Raw genomic sequence first — 22,939 nt, 5'->3', positions numbered from 1 at the left:
ATCCCTTCTATTTTGATTAATGAATAAGCATTAAGAGTTTATTTTCTCCTGCGTTGACATAAGAGTCACCTGTATAGATAACATCCAGGTACTTCGAGGAATTAGTGACGATGATAGGTGTCACGACATCTAATCCTTTTGATTGAATTCCTTCTATATCAAATGATAATAAATGATCCCCGATGTTGATTTCATCTCCTTCTTCCACCAATACCTCAAAGAATTGACCATTTAGGCTGACGGTATCAATCCCTACATGTATTAATAATTCAACCCCATCATCTGAAACCAAACCAATTGCATGTTTAGTAGGTGTAACGGTCACTACTTTTCCGGCAAACGGCGCTTGTACCACCCCCTTATCAGGTATAATCGCTACTCCCTTTCCCATCATTTCGCTTGAAAAGACGGCATCATTTACGTCAGATAAAGGAACGACTTTACCAGTTATAGGTGCTTGTACTTCATAAGGATTTACTTGTCTGGCAGCTTGTTGATTGACTGCATTCTCTGGATTTTTAGATGGCTTCTCCTGTTTTTCCGGCTGATCTTCTTCTTTTGTGGCAGGTTCCTTAAAACCAAGGAACATAGTGACTAGCAGGGATACTAAAAAGCTCAGTGCTATTCCAATTAGAGCCAGCTGGAAATTGTTTGTGCCTTTCATAATGTAAGTTGGCAGAGATGTAATACCTGGAATTGAAAATGCTGTCGTTTTGACTGAGAATAAACCATAAAAACATCCGCCAACTGCGCCGCCTATTAATGAAGCATAGAAAGGCTTTTTCAGTCTCAGTGTTACGCCATAAATGGCAGGTTCTGTGATACCAAAGAAACTCGGAAGCAAGGTTGATAACGCTAAAGACCTTGTTTCTACTCGTTTTGTGCGAATGATGACACCTAAAACGGCGCCTGCTTGTGCCATATTGGCAATAAAGTTCATCGGAAGCAGCATGACATCGTAACCAACTTTTTCAAAGCTGGCAAACGTGCTTGGGAAGAATGCGTAATGCATCCCAGTTAACACAATTAAAGGCATGAGGCCTCCCATTAATAAACCTGCAATCGGTCCAGCAAAATGGAATAAAGAAGTGAAAAAGATCTCTAAATACTGGCCGAAAACGTTTCCAACAGGAGCTATGAAAGCTAGTGTAAGAGGCGCTGTGATCATTAAGCTCAGTACTGGTGTAAACACGATACTTAAGGACTTTGGAATCACTTTCGTCATCCATTTATCGACAAAGCTAAGCAGCAGCACGCCTAAAATAATCGGTAAGACTGAAGAAGTATAATTATATAATGGAATACTCAACCCTAAAAAACTAAGTGGATCTGCCCCTTTTACTGCACCTTCCACCATCGTGGGATACAATAAAATCCCAGCCAAGGCCATCGCGAGAGATTCTCGTGTTTTAAATTTCTTCGCTGCAGAATAAGCGATGAGGAAAGGTAAAAAGTAAAAGACTGCATTTGAAAAGATTTGAAGCACAGCATAGGTAGAGCTTTTTTCCGTCATCCAACCTAAACTAACGAACAAAGCCATGATCCCTTTAATCAATCCACTACCAACAATCGCCGGCAAAATGGGTGTGAAAATTCCGCTAATGACATCGAATACGACTTCGATTGGATTCATTTTTGACGTATTTTTAGCAGAAGTAGAATCATTGCTGCTCTCTCCAATCAGATGGTCGATTTCCTCATAGACTTCTGCAACCTTTGCTCCAATAATGACTTGGAATTGTCCGCTTTGGAATTGCGCTCCCAGCACACCGTCTACTGTTTTCAGTTCATCTACTTTCACCTGTTTTTCATCGTTGATATTAAATCTCAGCCTCGTAATACAATGCCAGCTTTGAGATATATTGCCGGTTCCACCCATTAATTTGATAATTTCTTGCGCCAATTCTTTGTTTCCCATGTCTTCACCCCTTCATTTTCACAAAAAAAACCTAAACAAAATCCACCATTAGAAAGACTTCTAAATGGAGATTTGTTTAGGTTAATGCTTTTTCATAACACGCCTAAAAGAAATCATTTATTCTGTTGATGTTTCTTTGTAATTCTTTCAATATGAATGACTAGAAAAACAAGTTCGTCTTCAGTGACATTCCAATTGAATTCCCGCTTTAACATTTCTTTAATAATTAAACCGCATGCATAGCTCTTCATATAACGATCCTGAATTAATTCTTTTAATGAATCATCCATTTGCTGAGGCGGTTGATTTGTTTCTTGTCTGACAATAAAATATCTCAAATGAGTGATAAACCTCGAATAATCTATTGATGATTTATCTAATACCATCTCGAAAATGTTTTGAATAATCTTAACGATTTCCTTCGTGAGATGGGTCATTTTGATCGTATCTCCCATAGACTGACCATCTATTTGAGCGTTTACAAAATGAAGGGCAATGAGTGAAGCCTCTGTATCATGAAAAGTAATTCCCATCATTTTTTGAATAATTTTAAGTGCTTTTTTCCCAATTTGATATTCTTGAAAATATAGATGTGGAATTTCCCATACAATAGGGTTTTCATATTCCATTTTTTCTTGATGCCTTTGAATAGAAAAGGTAAGATGATCAGATAGCGAAAACAGCATGCTAGAACCTAATTTTTTATTCAACATCTCTTCGCCCATATGAATGATTTTTTCAGTTAATAAAAGGATATCAGTTGGGATAGCGGCAAGTTGAGATTCTAATGGAGACGTCTGATCAGAATAAAACGTCTTACTGACAGCGCTCTCATCAAGTGTATCACCCTTTTTCTTCTTAAAGCCTATTCCTGTACCAAAAACAACTACTTCATTTTGAGTGTCTGTTAGAGCTAATACAATATTATTGTTTAAAACTTTAACGACGGTGAACATCTTCATCCCACCTTACCTAAAACTGCTAAAAAAGCATAAAAAAAACACCAAAATCTCAGCAAACAACGTACAAATGTACAACATGTTTACCTGACTTGGTGGTGCCTGATGATATCAGTAACACTCCTGCATCGGTTACGACTTTATTGTAAACACAGGATAAACCAAAGTCAACTATTTTTTTCGGTAAAATAGATTTAAATACCTATATTATAGTATGTCGTTTATAAATTATTTTATAAGGTAAACATTTTTAAGGTTGCTGTAAGGTTCAGATTAATACGGATTAAGGTTGAGGTAGTACAATGTGTTTGTAGTGAATAAATCATAGAGGTGAAACGTTTTGAGAGAAAATAAAGTCTTGTCATCATTATGTTACTTCAGTATCTTTTTCGCACCATTTTTGTTCCCAATTATCGTCTATTTCTTAGGTCAGGACGAAGTGAAATATCATGCGAAAAAATCATTATGGACGCATGTCATACCTTATTTGATTTTTGGTATTGGCATCCTTGGTTCAGGTTTACTTGGTATGAAAGATATCAGCCATGCGGGGCCTTTCTTAATTGCGACATATGCAGTGACATTCCTTGTTGCCATCTACTTCTTCATTTGGAACATTGTGAAAGGCATCAAAGTATTTTCAGAATAAATAATAGGTAAAAAACGGTTCTGTTGTTGATCAGAACCGTTTTTTTTTGTCTATTTTTATGCTGGTAGTTGGATATCAATTGTTGTTCCTTTTCCTACACTGCTGCGGATCGTGATGTCCCCGCCGTGCTTGACGATAATATCCTTTGCAATGGCCATCCCAAGACCAGAGCCAGCATGTGAAACTCCTGTATTCGTCCCCCTGTAATAGCGGTCAAACACTTTTTCCAGCTCTGCCTCTTCTATTCCTCTGCCGTTGTCTTGGATCGTGATATGGGTTTTTTCTTTTTGTTCAAGCTGTACAATGATCGTCACATCAGGATCATTGTGAACGAGGGCATTTAAAATCAGATTGGTAACCGCTCTTCGAATGAGGATTTTATCAATATTCAGCTTGAGCTTGTCTTCATTCGTTTGAAGCTCAATCGTCTGATCCGCATATCTTGAATCGTTTAAAATATCAATTAACGTTTCCCGCAGCAGTGACACGATGTTGACCAGCTCTTTATTGAGCATGACGCCGTTATTTTTCAGCCTTGTCGTTAAATTCAGATCCTCCATAACATCTTTGATATACAATGACTTATTCTCAATGATGCCCGCGTAATGTCTGATGTCTTGCTTTGAAAGAGGATACTTTGGGTCTTTCATGATTTCTGCATAGCCTTGAATAGAAGCGAGCGGCGTTTTAATATCATGAGAAATATGGCTGATCCATTCTTCACGCATTTGCTCTAGTTTGTCTTTTTCTTTTTTGCTTGAAGCGAGCTGCTCTGATAAGTGATTGATATTATAGAAGACATCTTTATAAATTCCTTTAGCAGGCAGATTTGTCGTGTAATCTCCGTTTGCCAGCCGCTGGATGCTATGAATGGCACGGCCGAGCGGTTTTGTGAGCTGCCGGCTGAATAAGTAACCAATGAGTAAAGCTATGATGGCATCAATTGATAATAAAATCATCGTCCCAATATTGAATCTTGTTACTAAATCCTTCGTGTCAAACGAGAATAGGTATTTTCCAATGGAAGGATCTTTAAATCCGATAAAGTAACTGTATTCTTTGCCCTTTACTTTTTTTCCGCCAGCATAAATGGTCGATAATAATTGCTTATCTTTATATTTATGTAAGTTCACGATGTCAATCGGTGTATATTTGTTCTTTAATCCTTTAGGTGCCTGCGCATGATACACGTCTTGTCCATTTTCGTCTAAAATTTGAATCCATGCATTCTGTTGTTTTAAGGCTTTCTGCCCTTCTTTGTTTACGGTTATCCCTTGATCAGAAAAAGAGACGTATTGTTCAAATGATCTTGTAAAAGTTTCCGGCGTATTTTCCTCGTTATGCTGGCTGTTTGCCTGAAGTACGAGCCAAATCATAAATACGAATAAGTTGATAAAGACTGTGATTATGGTCACGATAATGACAGAGACCATATATCTGCCTGTTAATCGCCATTTCATCCTTACGCATCCTTTACAACAAATTTATAGCCAAGCCCTTTGACTGTAACGAGAAACTCTGGTGTTGACGGGGAATTTTCTATTTTTTCCCGAAGTCTTCGGATATGAACCATCACTGTATTGTCAGAACCGAAGAAGTCTTCCCCCCAAACAGTTTGATAAAGCGTTTCTTTACTGATGATGCGGTTCGGATGCTGCAAGAAGTAGGTCATCAGCAGAAGCTCTTTCGGCGTGAGCTCAATGACCGCGCCGTTTTTCGTCAGTTCTGCTTGCTGCTCGTTTAATTCAAACGGCCCTTTTTTGATCACGGGATCGGCTTGAGATGACTGCAAGTATGAGAGCCGTCTCAGCTGCGCTTTCACCCGGTAGGCGACTTCCTTTGGGCTGAACGGTTTTGTAATGTAGTCATCCCCGCCGATGGCAAGTCCTACAATTTTGTCTGTTTCCTCTCCCTTTGCTGATAAAAAGATAATCGGAACATGGGAGGTCTCTCTGATTTGTCTGCAAATATCATAGCCTTCACCGTCTGGCAGCATAATATCAAGTATGACAAGATCGGGCTGTTCTTGATGAAATTTCGTGAGCCCCTCACGGGCAGTTGAAGCTGTTATGACACGATCAATGCCTTCTCTTGTTAAAACTGTGTTGATTAATTCCAAAATTTCTTTTTCGTCATCGATCATTAATACTTTGCTTTGATGCTTTGGCATACATTGATCACTCTCCTGAAGTCATTGCCATTATTATACCCAATGTAAGAACATAGTGAAAAAATCAACTTCCTATTTGCATAAAAAAAGCCAATTTTCTTTTAAAATAAGAAAATTGGCTTTTGGTGATTCAATTAATTTTTAGCGTTTGACTACAAATGTTGTCACACTTTGAGCCGGGAGATGAGCCCAAAATTGATTACCTGATATATTTAAGTCTGTACCCGGCTGAAGGTTGCTGTTGCTGCTCGTAATCCATCTTGATGCTTGCGAAGCAGTTCCATTTTGCATCACAAAGTGCTGATTGACTCCTGAATTGTTTTTGTTAATCGCGACAATGACGACCTGATTGTTTCCTTTGTAGGCAGATACGAAAACATTTGGTTCAGGACTTTTCGTTGCATCAATTCTGACGTATCCCGGGCGTACAAACTTAGAGAAATGCGCCATGTTGTAACCGCGTTTACTGATCAGGCCGTCTTCCTTCATAGGGCCGTAGGATCTGCGGATGTACCACCAAACATATGCCTGAAAGTCCCCTTCTACCATCGAATGGTGAATATGCTCTGAAACCCCTAATGCCTCAGGCCAGCGGTCCGCTGAATTGTTATCGCTGTTCGGGTAGTAGACCTCTGTCATCCAAAGCTCCTTCCCCCCTCCTTTTTGTTTGAACAATGGATACGGAAGCTGGCTGATTTGGGTTCCGTACAAATGGGCTCCGAGAATGTCCATATTTCCTAGCGCTTGTGGATCATTTAAGATAGGATCTGATATATTTTTAAGGTATTGAAAGGATTCTGGTGCAATCACGCGGGCATTAATGGAGCCGGCATTTTCTCTCATGAAACGCAGGATTTCCTGAGGAGTCCACCATGTCCATTCATGTGCATAATCGGGCTCGTTTTGTACTGATATCGCATAGAGATTGACGCCATTATTTTTCATATACGTCACAAAATCGTTCAGATGCTGAGCATATGCAGCGTATTGATTGTATCTCAGACGCTTTGCAGTTGTACCATTACGGTTGAAAGTCTCGACCATATGGCTTGGAGGATTCCAAGGTGAAGCGATCACTAAAGCTCCATGCTCTATTGCTCTTTTGGCTGTGGCGACCTCTCTGTGCCAATTATTTCTGTTCTCATCTACAAAAATTCTTAGAATGGAAAACCCTAATTGATTCTGCCCATTGCCAAAAGCGGTTTCCCTTTGAGGTGCGGTCAAATCACCAATCCAAGCCGGGTGGTTCATTCCGCCAAAGCCACGAATCACTTGTCTTTCTGCATTGATATTAATATTGGCATCTACTGCTGAAACTTCAGTGACACCAGGTCCGATGAACATGACAGACAGCATGGTGAAGCAGATCAAGAAAGTACAGATTGGTTTTTTGATCATTGAAATCAAATTTTTCCACTCTCCTATCATTTTGTCATCCTTTGTTATTGAGTAAACCGCCAGGAATCAAACTGAAATAGGTTTGAACCTGTTCCAGTAAAGACAAAAAATACGTTGTGCACGCCAGCTGCTCCGTTTACTGTCGTTTCTACTTCTCGCCAATTGTTTGTTCCGCCTGTGGGAGGGACATTTAGTGTCCCAACGAGTCTGCCGTCAGGGCTTCCGAGGCGTACTTCTATTTTTCCGCCTGCATTTGATGCTACATTGGCTTTAAATGTTCTTGCGCCGTTTGATCCGAAATCGACGTTACTGGCAGCCACCCAATCTCCGTTTTGAATGTTTGTGACATGCTGGTTATTGACCGGTCCGCCTGGAGCTGAAGATGCCTCTGTCAAAATGCGTCCATTCCATGCGAATGTTTCAGCTTCTACCCGCTGATAAGGATTCAGGTTGGAAAGCTGTTTGACCCCTTCAAAATTGGCTGCAACCTCTCGAAGGGAGCCGTCAGCATTATGCACAAGCTTATTTATATGTGGAGATCTGTAGCCTTTTCCTGCCCCGTATAAGGCAGAGCTGACCGTTTGGGTATGATACACGACATACCACTCGTTTTTAAAATTGAACACAGCATGATGGTTGTTACCGCCTCCACCGAAAAATGCACCCGGATTTTTCAGGAAGTGCCCTCTATACGTAAAGGGACCCATCGGACTTGAGCTCGTCATATAACCGATCTCACCAGGTGGTTTATCTGCTGGGTGGGAGCCGCCAAAGTTGATGCAATAGGAATAGTAATAGGTTCCGTTATACTTATGCATCCCTGAGTCTTCAAACATAAAAGGAGCATCAATGGTCGAGGCGCTGCCCACAACACTTGTCATATCAGGCCCTAGTTTTAAGACTCTTGCTGTTTTCGGATTGGCCCATTGTCCCTGCGTTGGATTAGAACCGCCTGGTACACCTCCGCCGGCATATAAATACCCAGTGCCGTCATCATCTACAAAAACGGCTGGATCAAACAGCCATACAACCCCAGACATTCCTGGTGTATTTGGTGTGACGAGCGCTTTTCCGATAGGATCTGTCCATGGGCCGATTGGGGAGTCTGCTGTCAGAACACCAATCCCTCCACCGCTGTTCGCGAAATAAAGGAAAAATTTATCTTTCCCATTGATTTTTTTCACCGCCGCTGATGGCGCCCAGGAAGCACCTGCCCATTTAGCGATCCCTTTGCCGCCATTTGCCCCATTAGCCCCGGCTACTGGAATCGCGCCATGATCTGTCCAGTTCACCATATCTGCTGAAGAGATGACGAAGACCCTATTCAAATTGGCAAAAGAATTATCCTTAATCGTTCCGTTGCTGTGATATTCATAGTCATCACTCGACATATAAATGTACACTCTTCCGTTATAGGTGAGCGCAAACGGATCAGCGCCCAAGTGGTGGTCTATGAGCGGGTTTGCATTTCCTACACGTTTTGCAATTGTTGTGCTTGCCGCACTCGCATCATATACCGGTAAAAAGCTCAGTACCAAAGCAAAAATCAATAAACCAACGCCGCACTTCATCCTCGTCCTCATCGTTTCATTTCCTCCTGTTTTCATCTTCCTAATATTGGGGTTTAGGCCCAATTTCAAAATATGTTGATAGATACTGATGAAGAATGAATAGAAAGAATGATTTCTAGGGCAAATCCTTGCTGGAATCACGATGAAAACCCTTACTTTTTGACTAGAAGACAACAAAAAATGCAGTCTCCCATGATGGGACTGCATTTTTTCTCCTTATGATTCATTGCATATAGCTTACATATAACGAGCGGTGACCATTTTCTTTCTTGTGTAAAACTCCACTCCGTCTGTTCCATTGGCATGCAAGTCTCCGTAGAAAGAATCCTTCCAGCCGGAAAAAGGGAAGAATGCCATTGGTGCGGGTACACCGATGTTTACACCGAGCATTCCCGCTTCGATGTTTTCGCGAAATTCTCTTATGCTTGATGCGCTGTCCGTATACAGGCAGGCACCATTCGCAAATTTTGATTGATTGGACAGGTCGATTGCTTCTGCTAATGAAGAAACACGGACAATTGATAAGACTGGGGCGAAAATCTCGTCCTGCCAAATTTTCATTTGATTTGTGACATGATCAAAGATTGTCGGTCCGACGAAATACCCTTCTCCATTTGTTTCGTGGTCTTGCCGGCCATCACGAATAAGGCTTGCTCCTTCTTCAATCCCTGACTGGATGTATTGAAGCGTTCGTTCTTTATGTTCCTTTCGAATGACTGGACCAAGAAAGACGTCTTCATTGATCCCGTTTCCAATGACGAGCTCGTTTGATTCATCCACTAATTTTTGAATCAACTCATCAGCCACTTCTTCTTCCACTGCGACAACGGCTGCGGCCATGCAGCGCTCTCCCGCTGATCCAAAGGCAGCCCCAATGATTTGTTTCGTTGCTGCGTCTAAATCCGCATCTTTGAGGACAATGGAGTGATTCTTTGCGCCTGCAAGTGCTTGGACACGTTTGCCATGCTCCGTTCCTTTTTTATAGACATATTCAGCGACTGGCTGAGAGCCGACAAATGATATGGCTTTGACCTTTTGATGTTCAAGCAGGCCGTTGACGACATCATGAGCTCCATTGACAATGTTGAGAACACCTTTTGGAAGACCCGCTTCTTCAAACAGTTCTGCTAACCGTGCTGCAAGAATAGGTGTTCGTTCTGAAGGTTTTAAAACAAACGTATTTCCGCAGGCAATTGCAAGCGGGAACATCCAGCATGGAACCATCATTGGAAAGTTAAATGGCGTAATGCCGCCGATGACGCCAATTGGATAGCGGTACATGCCTGATTCAAGTCCAGTCGCAATATCTGGCAGCTGTTTTCCCATCATTAACGTCGGTGCGCCCGCAGCAAATTCCACACATTCAATCCCGCGCTGTACTTCTCCTTTTGCCTCTGTTACACTTTTTCCGTTTTCGATCGTTACGAGTTCAGCCAGCTCATCCCAGTTCTCAACGAGTAACTGCTGGTATTTAAATAAAATGCGTGCACGGCGGGGAACAGCAGTTTTAGACCAAGTGGTAAACGCTTTCTGTGCTGCTTGTACCGCACGTTCAACATCCGTTTTTGTTGAAAGCGGCACTTCCGCGATGATTTTGCCAGTAGCTGGGTTATACACTGCCTCTGTTTGACTTGTTTCTGCCTCAATCCATTGTCCGCCAATATAATTTTTCAACATTTGTACATCTGTTTTGGTCATGTTCCCTCTCTCCTCTTTGTTAAAGAATGTCATGCTTAAAGGGTGTGTATGTATCGTCATTGTCTCATCTAACGGGCATTCATCTGTATACACTCTTTGTCAAATCAAACGGCAGTTTTGGTTTACGTTGTGATAATCTGGTTTGTTTGTGACATATGACACTAGAACGCCAAAAATCAATGATGTATTTTTGATTAACTGTTGGTTAACTTTAGAGAAATCATAATATGAAAATGACCCTCAGTCAATCCTCTTTTTGCTTCATAAGAAAAACCTGATGCGCGGTGCATCAGGTAGAGGCTGGTTCATTGATATTATTTGGTTGATGCGGCATATTGATTTGGTTCTATATAATTTGGCAGCATCTCTCCATGTGTTTCAATGAGTTCATCACATAATTTAATGGTGTCATCAATTGATAGTTCAGCGCTTGTGTGTGGATCCAGTAGAGCTGCTTGATAAATGTGTTCTTTTTTACCGCTGATCGCTGCTTCAATCGTCATCAGCTGTGAGCTGATATTCGTTCGGTTGAGTCCTGCCAATTGTTCAGGTATTTCTCCGACATAGCATGGCATGATGCCGCTTCGATCTGCCACACACGGTACTTCTACACAGGCTTTTTCAGGCAGGTTGTCAATGAGCCCGCCAGTGTTCAGAACATTTCCGCCAAATTTAAAAGGAACGTTCGTTTCAATCGCTTCAATGATCCGGGAACCATATTCTTTTGAGCGGGTATGTGTGATCTGTGTGTTTCCCACAAGGTTATGCTTCATTGTATTCCAATTGTTGATTTGTTCCTCGCAGCGTCTCGGGTATTCATCGAGCGGAATGTTAAACTGACCGATTAGTTCTGGGTACCGTGATTTGACGAAATATGGATGGTATTCGGCATTGTGCTCTGAGGATTCTGTGACATAGTAGCCGAATTTATCCATCAGTTCAAAACGAACCATATCATGATGCCTCGATTGCTGCTTTTCTTTTGCTCGTCTTTTGATTTCTGGATACAAGTCTTTTCCGTCCCGTTTCACCTCTAATAACCAAGCCATATGGTTAATGCCGGCGATTTTTTCTTCAATGCCTTCATGTTCCATTTCAAGAGATTCAAATAGGTCCTTTGTACACACCTGCACACTATGACAGAGACCAACCGTTTGAATCTGAGTATAGCGCAGCATCGCACCTGTCAGTGTGGCCATTGGATTCGTGTAATTTAACAATAAAGCATTTGGACAAACGTCTTCCATATCCTTTGCAAAGTCTAGCATGACAGGAATCGTCCGAAGGGAGCGAAAGATGCCGCCGATTCCTACCGTATCCGCGATCGTTTGTCTTAATCCGTATTTTTTAGGTATTTCAAAATCAATGACAGTACTTGGCCGATAGCCTCCAACTTGGATGGCATTGATGACATATTTTGCATCCTTTAAGGCTTCTTTGCGGTTGTGATAGGACTGAATGGTCACGTTTGCACCGTAATTTGCTTTTAAATGCGACAGCATTGTTTCTGATTCTTTCAGCCGGTTGTGGTCGATATCATATAATGCAAATTCAAAGCCTGCAAGGGCGGGAACAAACAGACAATCTCCTAATATATTTTTAGCAAACACGGTACTCCCTGCACCGATAAATGTAATTTTAGACATAGACGACTCTCCTTTTTACATCCATATTGGGCTAGCCTTTGACAGAGCCTTGTGAAAGCCCTGCGATAAAATATTTTTGCAAAAATAAAAACATCGTGACCATTGGCAGCATCGCAATGAGTGCAGCTGCCCCAACGAGCTGAAGCTGATGCTGATTTTGACCAAAAAAATGGGATAAGGCGACTGTGAGTGTATGCATCTCTTTATCTTGCAAAAAGAAGATAGCAAATTGATAGTCGTTCCAAATATACACGCAGGCAATGATTAATACAGAAGCGGTAATGGGCTTCAGAAGCGGAAAAACGACTGTGAAAAAAACTCTGAGTGTCCCTGCTCCATCAATACGGGCAGCTTCTTCAAGCTCCTTTGGAATTGTCGACCGGATAAAGCCTGCGTATAAGAAAATTGTCAGCGGCAAAAAAGCAGCCACATTATTTAAAATAGCCATTTGATAGGTATTCATCATCCCGATTTGAACGACCATTTTATAGAGCGGGACAAGGGCTGTAAGCGGTGGAATGACCATAATGGCAATAAATAAAACATAGACTGCTTTATTCAGCTTTGTGTTCCTTCTTGCAAGCGGATAGGCTGCAAGAGATCCAAAGATAATGAGCAATACAGCGGAACTGAACGTAATGATCACTGTATTCAAAAAGGACTGGCCAAGCTGAGCCTCTGTCCATGCTGTGCGGAAGTTTTCAAGATGCAGCGCTTTTGGAAACAGCCATTTTGAACTAAAATCTCCTATCCCCTTTAATGATGTCGTCACCAAAATATAAAATGGAATGAGGTGCAGCAATGTGATCAATAGTGCGAGGACGGAGTACCATCTTTTCTTGCGTTTATAGGCGTTATCCATCACACCTCGGTCTCCTTTCGTTTGAAATAAATCAGCGCTGCGACACTAATGACAAGGATGATGACTGCCATGAACACCCCTTGCGTCGCTGCATAGCCTGCATCCTGACGTTTGAAATACAGATCATACATAAAGGTCGACATGGATTGCGAGGAATCTCCAGGTCCGCCGCCCGTGAGTGCCACAATGACATCAAAGAGCTTGAGCCCGCCAATGACATTCAGCACAACATTAATGGTGATCGACGGCATAAGCAGCGGCAATGTAATCCGCCTGAATTGCTGGAAGCTCGATGCGCCGTCTAATTGCGCCGCTTCATAATAATCCTTAGGAATACTTTGAAGTCCTGCTAAATAAATGATCATCGCAATCCCCACGAATTGATATGTGTTGACAAGCACGATGATCCATGTGTTTAATTCTGGGTTGCCGAGCGCATTTATTTGATCAAATCCAAAAAGCGTCACCACATCATTTAAGGCACCGCCTTGGTAAGCAAACACAAAATACCAAATATAGCCCATCGCAATCGGGCTGATCATGACAGGTAAATAGATGACCGTTCTTGTGATGGCTTTCATCTTTAAGCTTTGATTTAATAAAAGAGCATATCCAAGTCCGATGATATTTTGCAAGATGGTGCTCCCAATTCCATAGAGAAGCGTGTTTTTGACAACAAGCCATGTCGCTTGATCCTGAAGCAGCCTTTGATATTGCTCAAGACCAATCCATTGATAAGTTTGTGAGAAACCGTTCCAATTCGTAAAAGAAAGCTGAATGCCGTTCAAAAAAGGATAAATGATAAAGGTACTGACGACGAGAACAGCTGGCATGTACATCCACCAAAGTGATGAATTCTGGCGTTTTTGCCTCTTTACTTTTGGTAAAGAGGTGAATACGGCTGGCTGCTTTGCTTTTGTGATGTCATTCATTGGCTTCACTCCTGTTTCAGCATCCATCAGCTATTGTTTTTTCAGACGCTTATATTCCTCTTCCATTTTCTTTGATAACTGTTCTGGTGTGATCGAGCCTGCTAATAATTCTTGACCCGTTGTTGCCATGACCGCCCACATTCCGCTTGGTAAGTATTTTCGATCGAAATACGGTTCAATCTTTACCTGTTCGTATTGATCGTAAAATGTAGAGTAATAGTTTTTCGCTTTCACTTGTTTTAGAGCTGTTTCAGAGGATGTGCCCTCTGCGATTTTTTTTGCGTTTTCAGGTTTTGCTAAAAAATCGATGAATTGTTTTGCTTCTTTTAGATGCTTAGAGTCTTTCCAAGCAGCAACAGTAAAACGTTCTCCGCCAATCCAGCTTTGTTCATCTCCTTCATGAATGGCTGGAACAGGCATCGTGCCTACTTTGATGGATGAATTCAGCTCTGTTGCTTCAGGTCCTAAGGATCCTCCGACAAAAGTGAAGGCGATTTTGTTTTGTGCCATGAGTTCGGGCGCTTGAGAGAGTTTCGCTGTCAGGACATCCTTGTTTAAAAGGTCTTCATCCTTCAGATCTTTCATGAATTGTGCAAGCGGTGTATAGAGAGACCAATCAAATGATCCGTTTTCAAGTTCCTTTCCGTATTGATGCTTTTGATCGGTAATTAATAAAGGCGTCGCCAGCTCATCAAAGACTTGGGCTATATTTGAGTTATCTCCTCCTGGTATCCAGAGCGGCACAACATCTCCTTTGCTCTTTTCTTTCACTGTCAGCAAAGCAGATTTTAATTCATCAAGTGTTCTAGGCACTTCTATGCCATATTCCTTTAATAGATTGGCATTAAAGCTAAGCCCGTCTTTTGCTTGATTCAGCGGATAAGCGTACACTTTCCCATCTTGGTCTTTTAAAATCTGGTCGAGTGAAGGATCAAGCTGTTTGACCCAATCCATCTCTTTTAAATCAGCCACATACTCGCTATAGCGCAGTTTGGCCCAGCCATGTGTATCAAACAGGTCTGGCATATCGTTTGCTCCCATTTTGACGCGGATCATATCTTCATAGCTGTTGCCTGGGAAATTAGCATCGATTCGAATCTGTTGATGCTCCTTCTCAAACTCGCGAATGACTTCTTCAAACGCTTTTCTTTCCCCGCTGTTGCTCATCGTTGAAAATAGCGTCAAGGTGACCTTTCCATTTGCTTCAGATGAGCTGTTATTACCGCAAGCAGACAAAATCATGGTCAAGAACACGGCTGCAGTCAGCAGCATGATTTTTTTATTCATGGTTTCCTCCTTTTAATCACTGAAAATTCAGACGATAATCGATAGAATTCATGCAGTTGCGGAAACAAAGGAAGTCCATTATACTGGAATTCTATTCTTTTCAAAGAGATAAGAGAGCATATCGGTAGGCTGCCTTGTGTTCAGCATGATCTGGCCATCATGCTAAGCAGCTTGCTTTCTGCTTTTTTGTCTCTTTTTTTGTTAGCTGAAATCGATGGTTCACCTCCTTTCATGGATGAGACATGTACTGCCTCGCTCGATGAGTGTTGTTGGCACGACGACTTTTAGAGGAAGTTTTCTTCCGTTTATTCTCTCAAGCAAAAGCTTCAGCCCGACTTCCCCCATTTCTTCTGTATATACTTTGACGGTCGTAAGCGGCGGGCTTGAAAATGACGCGGCTTCAATGTCATTAAACCCAACAATGGATACATCTGAAGGTACGTGTAGACCGGCTTCATGCAGAGCGCGCATTGCGCCGATTGCCATCGAGTCACTTCCAATGAAAAAGGCTTGCGGCAGTTTTCCCTTTTTGATCGCTTGCTGCATAAGCGTATAGCCTTCTTGCATGGAGTATTCACCAATGTGGATGTCTTCCATATGAAGAGCTCCCGCCTCCTGCATTCTTTTTATAAACGTCGTTTGTCTTTCGTCCTCAATCACAGCATTACCTTCGAAATAATGCTCCCGCTCTTTCCCGCCAATATAGCCTAGATGTGTATAGCCGAGAGATTGCAGATGGCGAATGGCGCGATCTGCCGCTCTGACAAAATCCACATGTACACAATCATACAAATCTTCATCTGCATAATGATTGATAAAAACAATGTGTTCCATTCGATTTGTCATTTTTTCAACCGTATCGGGGCTGATTCGTCCAATGACGATCAAACCGTCAATATCCTTTAGTATCGCCCCTTTATCCATGCTTCTTAGGCGAAAGGTATGGAGAGTGGACAAGCCTTGTTTGGCATATTCTTTTTCAATTCCTTTTCGAATTGATGAAAAAAAGGGATCATTTAATTCTTCGTCAATGGATTGAGCGACAACGACACCGATGACTGGGGATTCAGATGGGCTTTTTTCTTCTGCTTGATCGGCTTTTCTTGCTCTCACTGGGGTATAGTTTAACTTCTTAGCAATGTCGAGGATGTTTTGTCTTGTTGCGTGTGAAACAGCAAGCGTTTGATCGCCATTTAACACACGGGATACAGTGGAAACGGATACTTTTGCATCATGAGCAATATCTTTGAGTGTGGTCATAGGCAAACTCCTCATCGTTATTTGACTAAATATTTACTAAAGATATTTGAAGGATAACACATAAATAAAGCGCTTTCAATTATGAATTTGTGATTTTTATGTTGTTTTTGGGTAAGTTTTGGTGAATGAATTGTGTTTTAGTAAAATTTTCGTAAAAAAGAGGATGGTTTTCATCCTCTCTTTTACTAACGTGATTCGATTGAGGCTGTTTCTTTTGCAAATATTTGCTTCATTCTTTCCCAAGCAGTGTCGAGTTCTTTATGAAGTCCAAATAAACCTGAGGTGCCGATGATGTAAATCTCATTTCCAGCCTCAGCAAGCAGCCGGAACGTGCTCTCATTACAAGAGCCGTCTACTTCAATTGAAAACGAGTATCCTCCGTGTTTTTTGATATCTCTCACCTGTTTAATTTTTTGAAGCATTTCTTTAATAAAAGGCTGTCCGGCAAAGCCTGGATCGATTGTCATAATCGTCACCCTGTCTATTAAATGAATAAAGGAATCTAATGCTGCAACTGGTGTGGCGGGATTTAGAACAAAGCCAACATCACATTTTCTTTGGTGAATATGCCGGATGATTCGAAAGGCATCTTTTTGCACGACTTCTGGGTGTAAACAAATCATCGTTGCGCCTGCATCAATACATGCATCGATTAAAAATTCCTGCGGATGTTCGGCCATTAGATGAACATCAATCGGTAAATTTGTCAGTTTCCGAAGCTGTTCAATGAAAAAGGGTGATAACGTCATATTCTTCACATAATGCCCATCCATCACGTCGACATGGTACCGGTCTGCTCTCGTGTTGAGAAGATGAATTTGTTCACGGAAGTGCGTTAGATCCATGCACATCAGTGAAGGTGAAAAAACGGCTGTCATTCTCAGGCTCCTCCTTTTTACAGCTGAAATAAAAACTTAATCAATCCAATCAAGATTCCGATGATACCAAAGTCTGTATCTCCAAACGTCGTCCCTTCAAAGCCAAGGGCTCCTAACACAGGTAATAAACAGGCAGGTAAAAAGGAAAGAAGCAATCCATTTACAAAGGCCCCAGCGACAGCACCTCTAACCCCTCCTGTTGCATTGCCATACACCCCTGCTGTAGCACCGCAAAAAAAGTGCGGGACAAGTCCAGGGACAATGACAGTTAAACCAAACAAAGGTAAAAGAAAAATGGATACGATGCCTCCTGCAAAGCTGCATAAAAAACCGATAATGACCGCATTTGGCGCAAATGGAAAAACGGTTGGCGCATCAAGTGCCGGCTTTGCCCCCTTCACGAATCGATCGGCAATCCCTTTAAACGCAGGCACGATCTCGCCAATGGCCATCCGTACCCCTGCTAAAATAATGTACACACCAGCAGCAAACGTAATCGCCTGAATGAGAATGAAGACAGCGAAGTTCGTGCCCCCGCTAATTTTTTCAATAAAAGGAATTCCTGCAAACGGTGCAATCGCAAAGAACAGCAAAGCCATCGTAATCGAAATGGCAACAGATGTATCTCTTAGAAAACCGAGTGATTTAGGGACTTGAATGGTTTCCGTTGATTTTTCAGGAGATCCAACCCATTTGCCGATCATTCCCGCAGTAAAATAACCGAAAGTACTGAAGTGTCCGAGCGCGAGATCATTGCTTCCGGTGACTTTCCTCGTAAACGGTTGAAGTATTGCGGGTGCAATGACCATAGCTGCACCTAATATCATGGAGCCAGTGGAGATGAGCAGCCACCCGTGCATGCCGGCTGTCGAAAGAACGACGGCGAGCATCGCCGCCATATACAACGTATGATGACCAGTCAAAAAGACATATTTAAAAGGTGTAAATCTTGCAAGTAACAAATTGACCAGCATACCAAAAATCATGATAAGTGCTGTCTGTGTACCGAATTCCTTTTGAGCAATGGCGGCCATAGCATCTGTATTTGGGACAACCCCTTGAATGTGAAAGGCTGCTTCGAACATCTTTCGAAAAACCCCAAGTGAATCAGAGACGACTGTAGCGCCCGCCCCTAATATTAAGAAACCCATGGTTGTTTTCAAGGTGCCTGACACAGTGTCTGCAGCTGATTTTTTCTGCAAAAGTAAACCGGCTAGTGCAAACAAACCGATGAGAATGGCAGGTGTGCCCAATATATCGTTCATGATTAGTTCTATCATGATGTGAATCCCCCTTTTTCATGACTTAAATGTGTTGACGAAGGACGTCTTTAATGGCTTCCTGATCTAACAAATTGTTTAAGCCAGCCACATTTCTTGTGCCGTCATTCAGCTGGTCAATAATATCAGCAGCTCCGATATAAAGGTCTGCTTGTTCATTTTTACTTGTACTGAGATCGGTATGATCCACTTCAGCTTTAAGACCTAATTCTTCTAATGCTTTTTTGACATTCATTTCTACAATAAAGCTGCTTCCTAACCCGTTTCCACATACAACAAGAATTTTTTTCATTTTCTTACTCCCCCTTTATACTTGTGAAAATTGATCAATTAGCTTTTGAACCGATGCTAAATCTTCTGCTTCAATCAATTGTTTCGTGCGTTTCTCTTCACTTAACAGCATGGTCAGCTGTTTGAGTGCTTTCAAGTGGCTCATGCTGTCAATAGCGGCTAACACAATGACGAGCCGCACCTGCTTTTTTCCATCCTTTGAAAACGAAATGGGCTGTTTGAATGACATGAGCGTCATGCTCAATTTGTTCACGCCATCCTCGGGCCTTGCATGTGGAATGGCCACTTGTGGTGCAATGACAATATAAGGACCATTTTGATGAACAGACTGTATCATGGCTTCTACATAACTTGGTTTAATAGCATTTTGATCAAGTAAAGGCTGCGCCGCTTTTGTAATCGCCTCTTGCCATGTGTCTGCTGTTTGGTGGAGCTTGATGGTTTGTTCTGTTAATAAATCATTTAACACTGGGTTCCACCCTTTCTGATAGGATACATATGTGGGATGTAGCAGCTCCCGAATGTCATGAAGCAGTGCTTGTTTATTTTGTACAATGGTATGCTGCTGAATGATGTTGAATAAAGCGTTTACATGCTTCTCGTCAATCTTCGCTTCGGAGCCTTTCCCGTATTGAAGTAATGTTTTTTTCTCATAGGCAGTTAAAATAGGATGAACGAGATGAACTGGTTTTCCTTTAAACGAAATAGGTGTTGTGGACACAACGAAATCTACATCAACTGCTGCTAATTCTTCATATGCACGCTTTGATAACAGTCCGCGTACTTCAATGTAGCCGATTAATTCGAGAAGCTGAGTTTTCAGCATGTTACTTGTGCCGATTCCTTCTCCGCAGACAATGTATACAGAACGTCTGACAATGGATGAAATTCCTTCTCTTCTCATCCAGCTGCCAAAATGCATGGCGAGATATGCAATTTCATGGTCACTCAACTTTGAACAGGCCGCCTTTTCTAAATGACATGCAACTTTTTGAGTGATTTCAAACACTTCTGGCTGTGCTTTTTTTATAGAATCCGTCAGTTCGTTGATCATACCAATGTGATAGATGAGCCTGTAATAGGCTGGAATTAAATGCATTGTTAAGTTTTGCTCCAATGCTTTAGGTTCTTGAAAGGAAATACAAGCATATCGCTGAAAGTCAAAGATCATTTGTCTGGCGATGGTGCGAATGAGATGTTCTTCTGGTTTTTTAATTGATGGAAGTTTTTGTTTTTTGGCACTGAGCCATAAGGTGCTAAGAAAATAGATCTCATCATCATGAACAATGAGACTTGCCTCTTTTTGAATCTGCGCCATGAAACGAATAGCCGCCAAGCATTCCTCTGTTTCCTGCAATGTTCGCTTTTCTTCGTTTGAAATGTGTACGGCATGCCCTAGCTTCATCCGCTTGAAGTAAAAAAAGAGATCCAAAGAGAGCTGATCCAGCATCTCATCTGCAAATTCAAGCTTAAGTTCTTGTTCTGACTGCTGGAGGAGATGGTGTACCCGTTTGGATGAAATAGGTCCCTTTAACCAAAACGACGGAAACGTTTTTTCGTTTTTTATCATGGTGCGAATGAAATGTATATAAGGTTTGAGTGCCAATCGAATGGCCCTTTCGTCTCCTGAAATGACATAACCGCTTGCTGCCTGATAGCGGAGTGTGATCTCCTGCTTTGAAAGCGCTTCTTTTAGCTGTTTCATATCCTCGAGTAATGTATTTCGGCTCACCTTTGTCATCTTCATAAAATCATCTATTCTTAGGCAATACTCGCTGCATGCAATGGTTAAAAGCAAGATAGCCCTTCGTTCCTTTACACATGGTTCATAATCGTGACCAACAAGAATGGTATCAGCTTTTTGAATAATGATTTCTTTTTCATGAGGATTTAAATAATAGCCAAGTTGGCCTTTTCGCTGCACACCACTGAGCTGATGAGTTTTCAGCCAGCTGTTCATTCGCTTGATTTCAGCGTAAACGGTTCGAGTCGAAACGTTCATTCGATTCTGCAAATCTTCTATTGATAGATAAGATGTCGTATGAAGCAGCATAGATAGTAACGTCGTGCCCCTTTTGGTTAAGTACAGTTGGAATTCCTCCTTTCTTTCCCTTTGTTATAAGTCTAATCAACTCACATGCATCAAAGAAGCCCAAATGTCTTCAGCACGTGCTGTGCAGCGATTGTGTGCTCTTTTCATAAGAAAAACACACCATTTGAGTGTGCTTTCAGGCTTGTATACAATTTGAGAACCAATAAACGCAAAAAACCTAGAATGGTATAGAGCCAGTCAAGGTTTTTTCATTTCTTATCATCTTTTATTTTTCTTATATGTGAAGCTCAAAATTATTTTTTGTTTAAACTAAATCCGAAATCCAAATCGTTTTCAAATGAAATACAAATACACCAATCGCCTTCTAAGGATATAAAGTAGTGGTGCTGTGGGATATCTAAAAAATAGACTAGTAACTCTTTTAAATGTTTTAATTCAAACTGGTACCCAAACTCTGTAAGGTTATCCCCTATGTAAATTACTTGTAAGTTATTATCTAAATATTTTTCTTTTAATTCGGTTATAAATAGAAGAGCATCAGAAAGTAACGATTCATGATTTGAGCTCTTACTATAATGTTTATTGGTTTGTAACCAATCTATTTTTGAACCAGCAAAATCAAATTTTTGTTCTATTAAGTCTAAATAAATTTTTGGATTTTTATGTACTTTGACATATTTAAGAAGGTCTTTTAATTCCAAATCTTTTATTAGATCTTCATCATAAGAATTCAATAAAATTACCCCCTTTTATGTTTTTTAATGTCTTTCTTGTCAAAATCCATAGGCATCGCTGTTTTGTCATTTTGTTGCAATCATTTCAGTGTACAATGCCATTGAAGCTTGCTGATCCGTCTCTGACAAAGCATATTTATCTTTCTTCAACAGCTGAGATCTAAAGAAGATGGAAATAAGATTGGTGGTTCATTGAGATTTTGTTCGAAACTTGGAGCAAGAATTTTTTGATACGACTCACGTTCATGTATCTAGTATGAGGTCTAACCAGCATTGATTATGGACATGGACAATATAGGAGTAGTCTCTCTTGTAAACTTTCCAAGATTTCTACAGGCATTTCCCGGACCTTAATATCATCGCCTAGGAAAAGTAGCCAATTTGTCATTTCCGTTATTTCTTCTGAATGATTAACATCGATAAAAGTCTTTAAAATGGCTGTAGTTTGGTAAGGATTCGTATAAGAAATTGACATTTTGAAAGGATGGTATTTTTTGAACTGTGCAATTGCCTTTGGACCAAGTTCAAGGACAAGGTTGATTACTTCCTCCTGCTTACTTAGTTTTTCTAAAATCTTTTTCCTGCTTAATCGATTATTTGTAGAGCATGGTTCAACATCTGTGAGGTTGTCGACAGGCAAAATCCGTTTCTTCTCTTCCTTTAAATCAAAGCCTTCAATCAGCCAAAGGCTTTTTTCACGATAAAGGTTCAAGAGGTAAATAGGATAGGACTTTATCACTTTCTCCTCTCTCATGGTTATCAGTAAATATCGATCCAAAATAAGCAGTTGGATTAATTTTTCTAACATGGGATGAGGGAGATCTGTCAAATCAAGCAGATCAGGATTATTCGGATTAGTCCCTTCAAATAGCAAGAGGCGATTTAACAGAACAAGGTCATCTTGCTGGGTTTCTGAGATGAGTCCTAGTAATTTTTCAGCTAAAGACTGGCGACTCTTTAAATAAGGGAGTTGTTGGTTTCTCGTGGCCATAAAGGCAATAAAAAGAGCTTTAATCTCATTATCGGTAAAACGAACAGTTGGCAGGACAGAGTTGTTCATCACAAAATATCCTCCGTCCCTTCCGACTTCTGCGACAAGCGGCATCCCCATAACTTCAATTTCTCTAATGTCTCTAATTGCTGTCGAACGAGAGATATGAAATTCTCTCATGATTTCAGAAATTGTAAAGTTGGCGCGGTTGTTAATATACCGCATGATGGTATTAATCCGTTCAACTTTTTTCATCTGATCCCCCTAAACAGTATCATTTTTTGACATGGTTTAAGCCTATTATATATTTATCAAGTGAAAAGAAAAAACATTTGATCAATTTTTCAAAAGGAAGTGTTGAA

At 41.1% G+C, this 22,939-nt stretch carries 19 protein-coding genes; 1 reads left to right on the top strand and 18 read right to left on the bottom strand.

The annotated features are described in order from the left end of the window. Positions 1-16: 16 nt before the first annotated feature. Both M1D84_RS09875 and M1D84_RS09870 read right to left on the bottom strand, forming a co-directional pair. On the bottom strand, positions 17-1,918 hold the full coding sequence (locus tag M1D84_RS09875; RefSeq protein WP_458106243.1) for a beta-glucoside-specific PTS transporter subunit IIABC: 1,902 nt from the start codon (positions 1,916-1,918) through the stop codon (positions 17-19). 113 nt (positions 1,919-2,031) lie between these two features. Then, entirely contained in the window at positions 2,032-2,874 is an 843-nt protein-coding gene (locus M1D84_RS09870) for a PRD domain-containing protein (RefSeq protein ID WP_073205807.1), read from the bottom strand. Between the two features lie 343 nt (positions 2,875-3,217). Here M1D84_RS09870 and M1D84_RS09865 point away from each other — a divergent pair, with 343 nt between their 5' ends. Beyond that, entirely contained in the window at positions 3,218-3,526 is a 309-nt protein-coding gene (locus M1D84_RS09865) for a DUF4870 domain-containing protein (RefSeq protein ID WP_025093214.1), read from the top strand. Positions 3,527-3,582: 56 nt separating this feature from the next. Here M1D84_RS09865 and M1D84_RS09860 read toward each other — a convergent pair whose 3' ends face one another. The 16 genes from M1D84_RS09860 to M1D84_RS09785 all read right to left on the bottom strand — a co-directional run bounded on the left by M1D84_RS09860 (position 3,583) and on the right by M1D84_RS09785 (position 22,832). After that, complete coding sequence (locus M1D84_RS09860; RefSeq protein WP_458106242.1) at positions 3,583-4,986, bottom strand: ATP-binding protein; 1,404 nt, start codon at positions 4,984-4,986, stop codon at positions 3,583-3,585. Positions 4,987-4,988: 2 nt separating this feature from the next. Continuing rightward, entirely contained in the window at positions 4,989-5,696 is a 708-nt protein-coding gene (locus tag M1D84_RS09855; RefSeq protein ID WP_024425182.1) for a response regulator transcription factor, read from the bottom strand. Between the two features lie 141 nt (positions 5,697-5,837). Continuing rightward, positions 5,838-7,103, bottom strand: a complete 1,266-nt coding sequence (locus M1D84_RS09850) for a glucuronoxylanase (protein WP_458106241.1) — start codon at positions 7,101-7,103, stop codon at positions 5,838-5,840. 35 nt (positions 7,104-7,138) lie between these two features. Next, the gene (locus M1D84_RS09845) at positions 7,139-8,677 is read right to left on the bottom strand and encodes a glycoside hydrolase family 43 protein (RefSeq protein ID WP_458106240.1); all 1,539 of its coding nucleotides are present in this window, start codon (positions 8,675-8,677) and stop codon (positions 7,139-7,141) included. 225 nt (positions 8,678-8,902) lie between these two features. Next, positions 8,903-10,363, bottom strand: coding sequence for a CoA-acylating methylmalonate-semialdehyde dehydrogenase (locus tag M1D84_RS09840; RefSeq protein WP_073205816.1), 1,461 nt, complete (start codon positions 10,361-10,363; stop codon positions 8,903-8,905). Between the two features lie 314 nt (positions 10,364-10,677). Then, a complete protein-coding gene (melA, locus tag M1D84_RS09835; RefSeq protein WP_073205819.1) occupies positions 10,678-12,009 on the bottom strand; it encodes an alpha-glucosidase/alpha-galactosidase in 1,332 nt (443 codons plus the stop codon). A gap of 31 nt (positions 12,010-12,040) precedes the next feature. Beyond that, positions 12,041-12,871, bottom strand: a complete 831-nt coding sequence (locus M1D84_RS09830) for a carbohydrate ABC transporter permease (RefSeq protein WP_073205821.1) — start codon at positions 12,869-12,871, stop codon at positions 12,041-12,043. Continuing rightward, positions 12,871-13,803: a carbohydrate ABC transporter permease gene (locus M1D84_RS09825; RefSeq protein WP_342492905.1), complete on the bottom strand. Its 933-nt coding sequence runs from the start codon at positions 13,801-13,803 to the stop codon at positions 12,871-12,873. Before M1D84_RS09825 ends, M1D84_RS09830 begins: the two co-directional genes overlap by 1 nt. A gap of 30 nt (positions 13,804-13,833) precedes the next feature. Then, entirely contained in the window at positions 13,834-15,090 is a 1,257-nt protein-coding gene (locus M1D84_RS09820) for an ABC transporter substrate-binding protein (protein WP_342492906.1), read from the bottom strand. 219 nt (positions 15,091-15,309) lie between these two features. Continuing rightward, positions 15,310-16,350 (bottom strand): LacI family DNA-binding transcriptional regulator, encoded by a 1,041-nt coding sequence (locus M1D84_RS09815; RefSeq protein WP_342492907.1) that lies wholly within the window; start codon positions 16,348-16,350, stop codon positions 15,310-15,312. Between the two features lie 185 nt (positions 16,351-16,535). Beyond that, on the bottom strand, positions 16,536-17,228 hold the full coding sequence (gene alsE / locus M1D84_RS09810; protein WP_024425190.1) for a D-allulose 6-phosphate 3-epimerase: 693 nt from the start codon (positions 17,226-17,228) through the stop codon (positions 16,536-16,538). A 17-nt stretch (positions 17,229-17,245) separates the two neighbouring features. Then, positions 17,246-18,508 carry a PTS ascorbate transporter subunit IIC gene (locus tag M1D84_RS09805; RefSeq protein ID WP_044334557.1) on the bottom strand — a complete coding sequence of 421 codons (1,263 nt, stop codon included), beginning with the start codon at positions 18,506-18,508 and terminating at the stop codon, positions 17,246-17,248. A 25-nt stretch (positions 18,509-18,533) separates the two neighbouring features. Continuing rightward, entirely contained in the window at positions 18,534-18,800 is a 267-nt protein-coding gene (locus M1D84_RS09800) for a PTS sugar transporter subunit IIB (protein WP_024425192.1), read from the bottom strand. A 15-nt stretch (positions 18,801-18,815) separates the two neighbouring features. Next, positions 18,816-20,852, bottom strand: a complete 2,037-nt coding sequence (locus M1D84_RS09795; protein ID WP_458106239.1) for a BglG family transcription antiterminator — start codon at positions 20,850-20,852, stop codon at positions 18,816-18,818. A 293-nt stretch (positions 20,853-21,145) separates the two neighbouring features. Beyond that, positions 21,146-21,586, bottom strand: a complete 441-nt coding sequence (locus M1D84_RS09790; protein ID WP_283860129.1) for a rhs-associated protein — start codon at positions 21,584-21,586, stop codon at positions 21,146-21,148. Between the two features lie 277 nt (positions 21,587-21,863). Then, a complete protein-coding gene (locus M1D84_RS09785) occupies positions 21,864-22,832 on the bottom strand; it encodes a helix-turn-helix transcriptional regulator (RefSeq protein ID WP_151039540.1) in 969 nt (322 codons plus the stop codon). Positions 22,833-22,939: the final 107 nt, after the last annotated feature.

Source organism: Bacillus sp. PK5-006, assembly GCF_054161415.1.
Note: the sequence above shows the minus strand (reverse complement) of the source record. Positions and strands in the feature narration are given on the sequence as shown.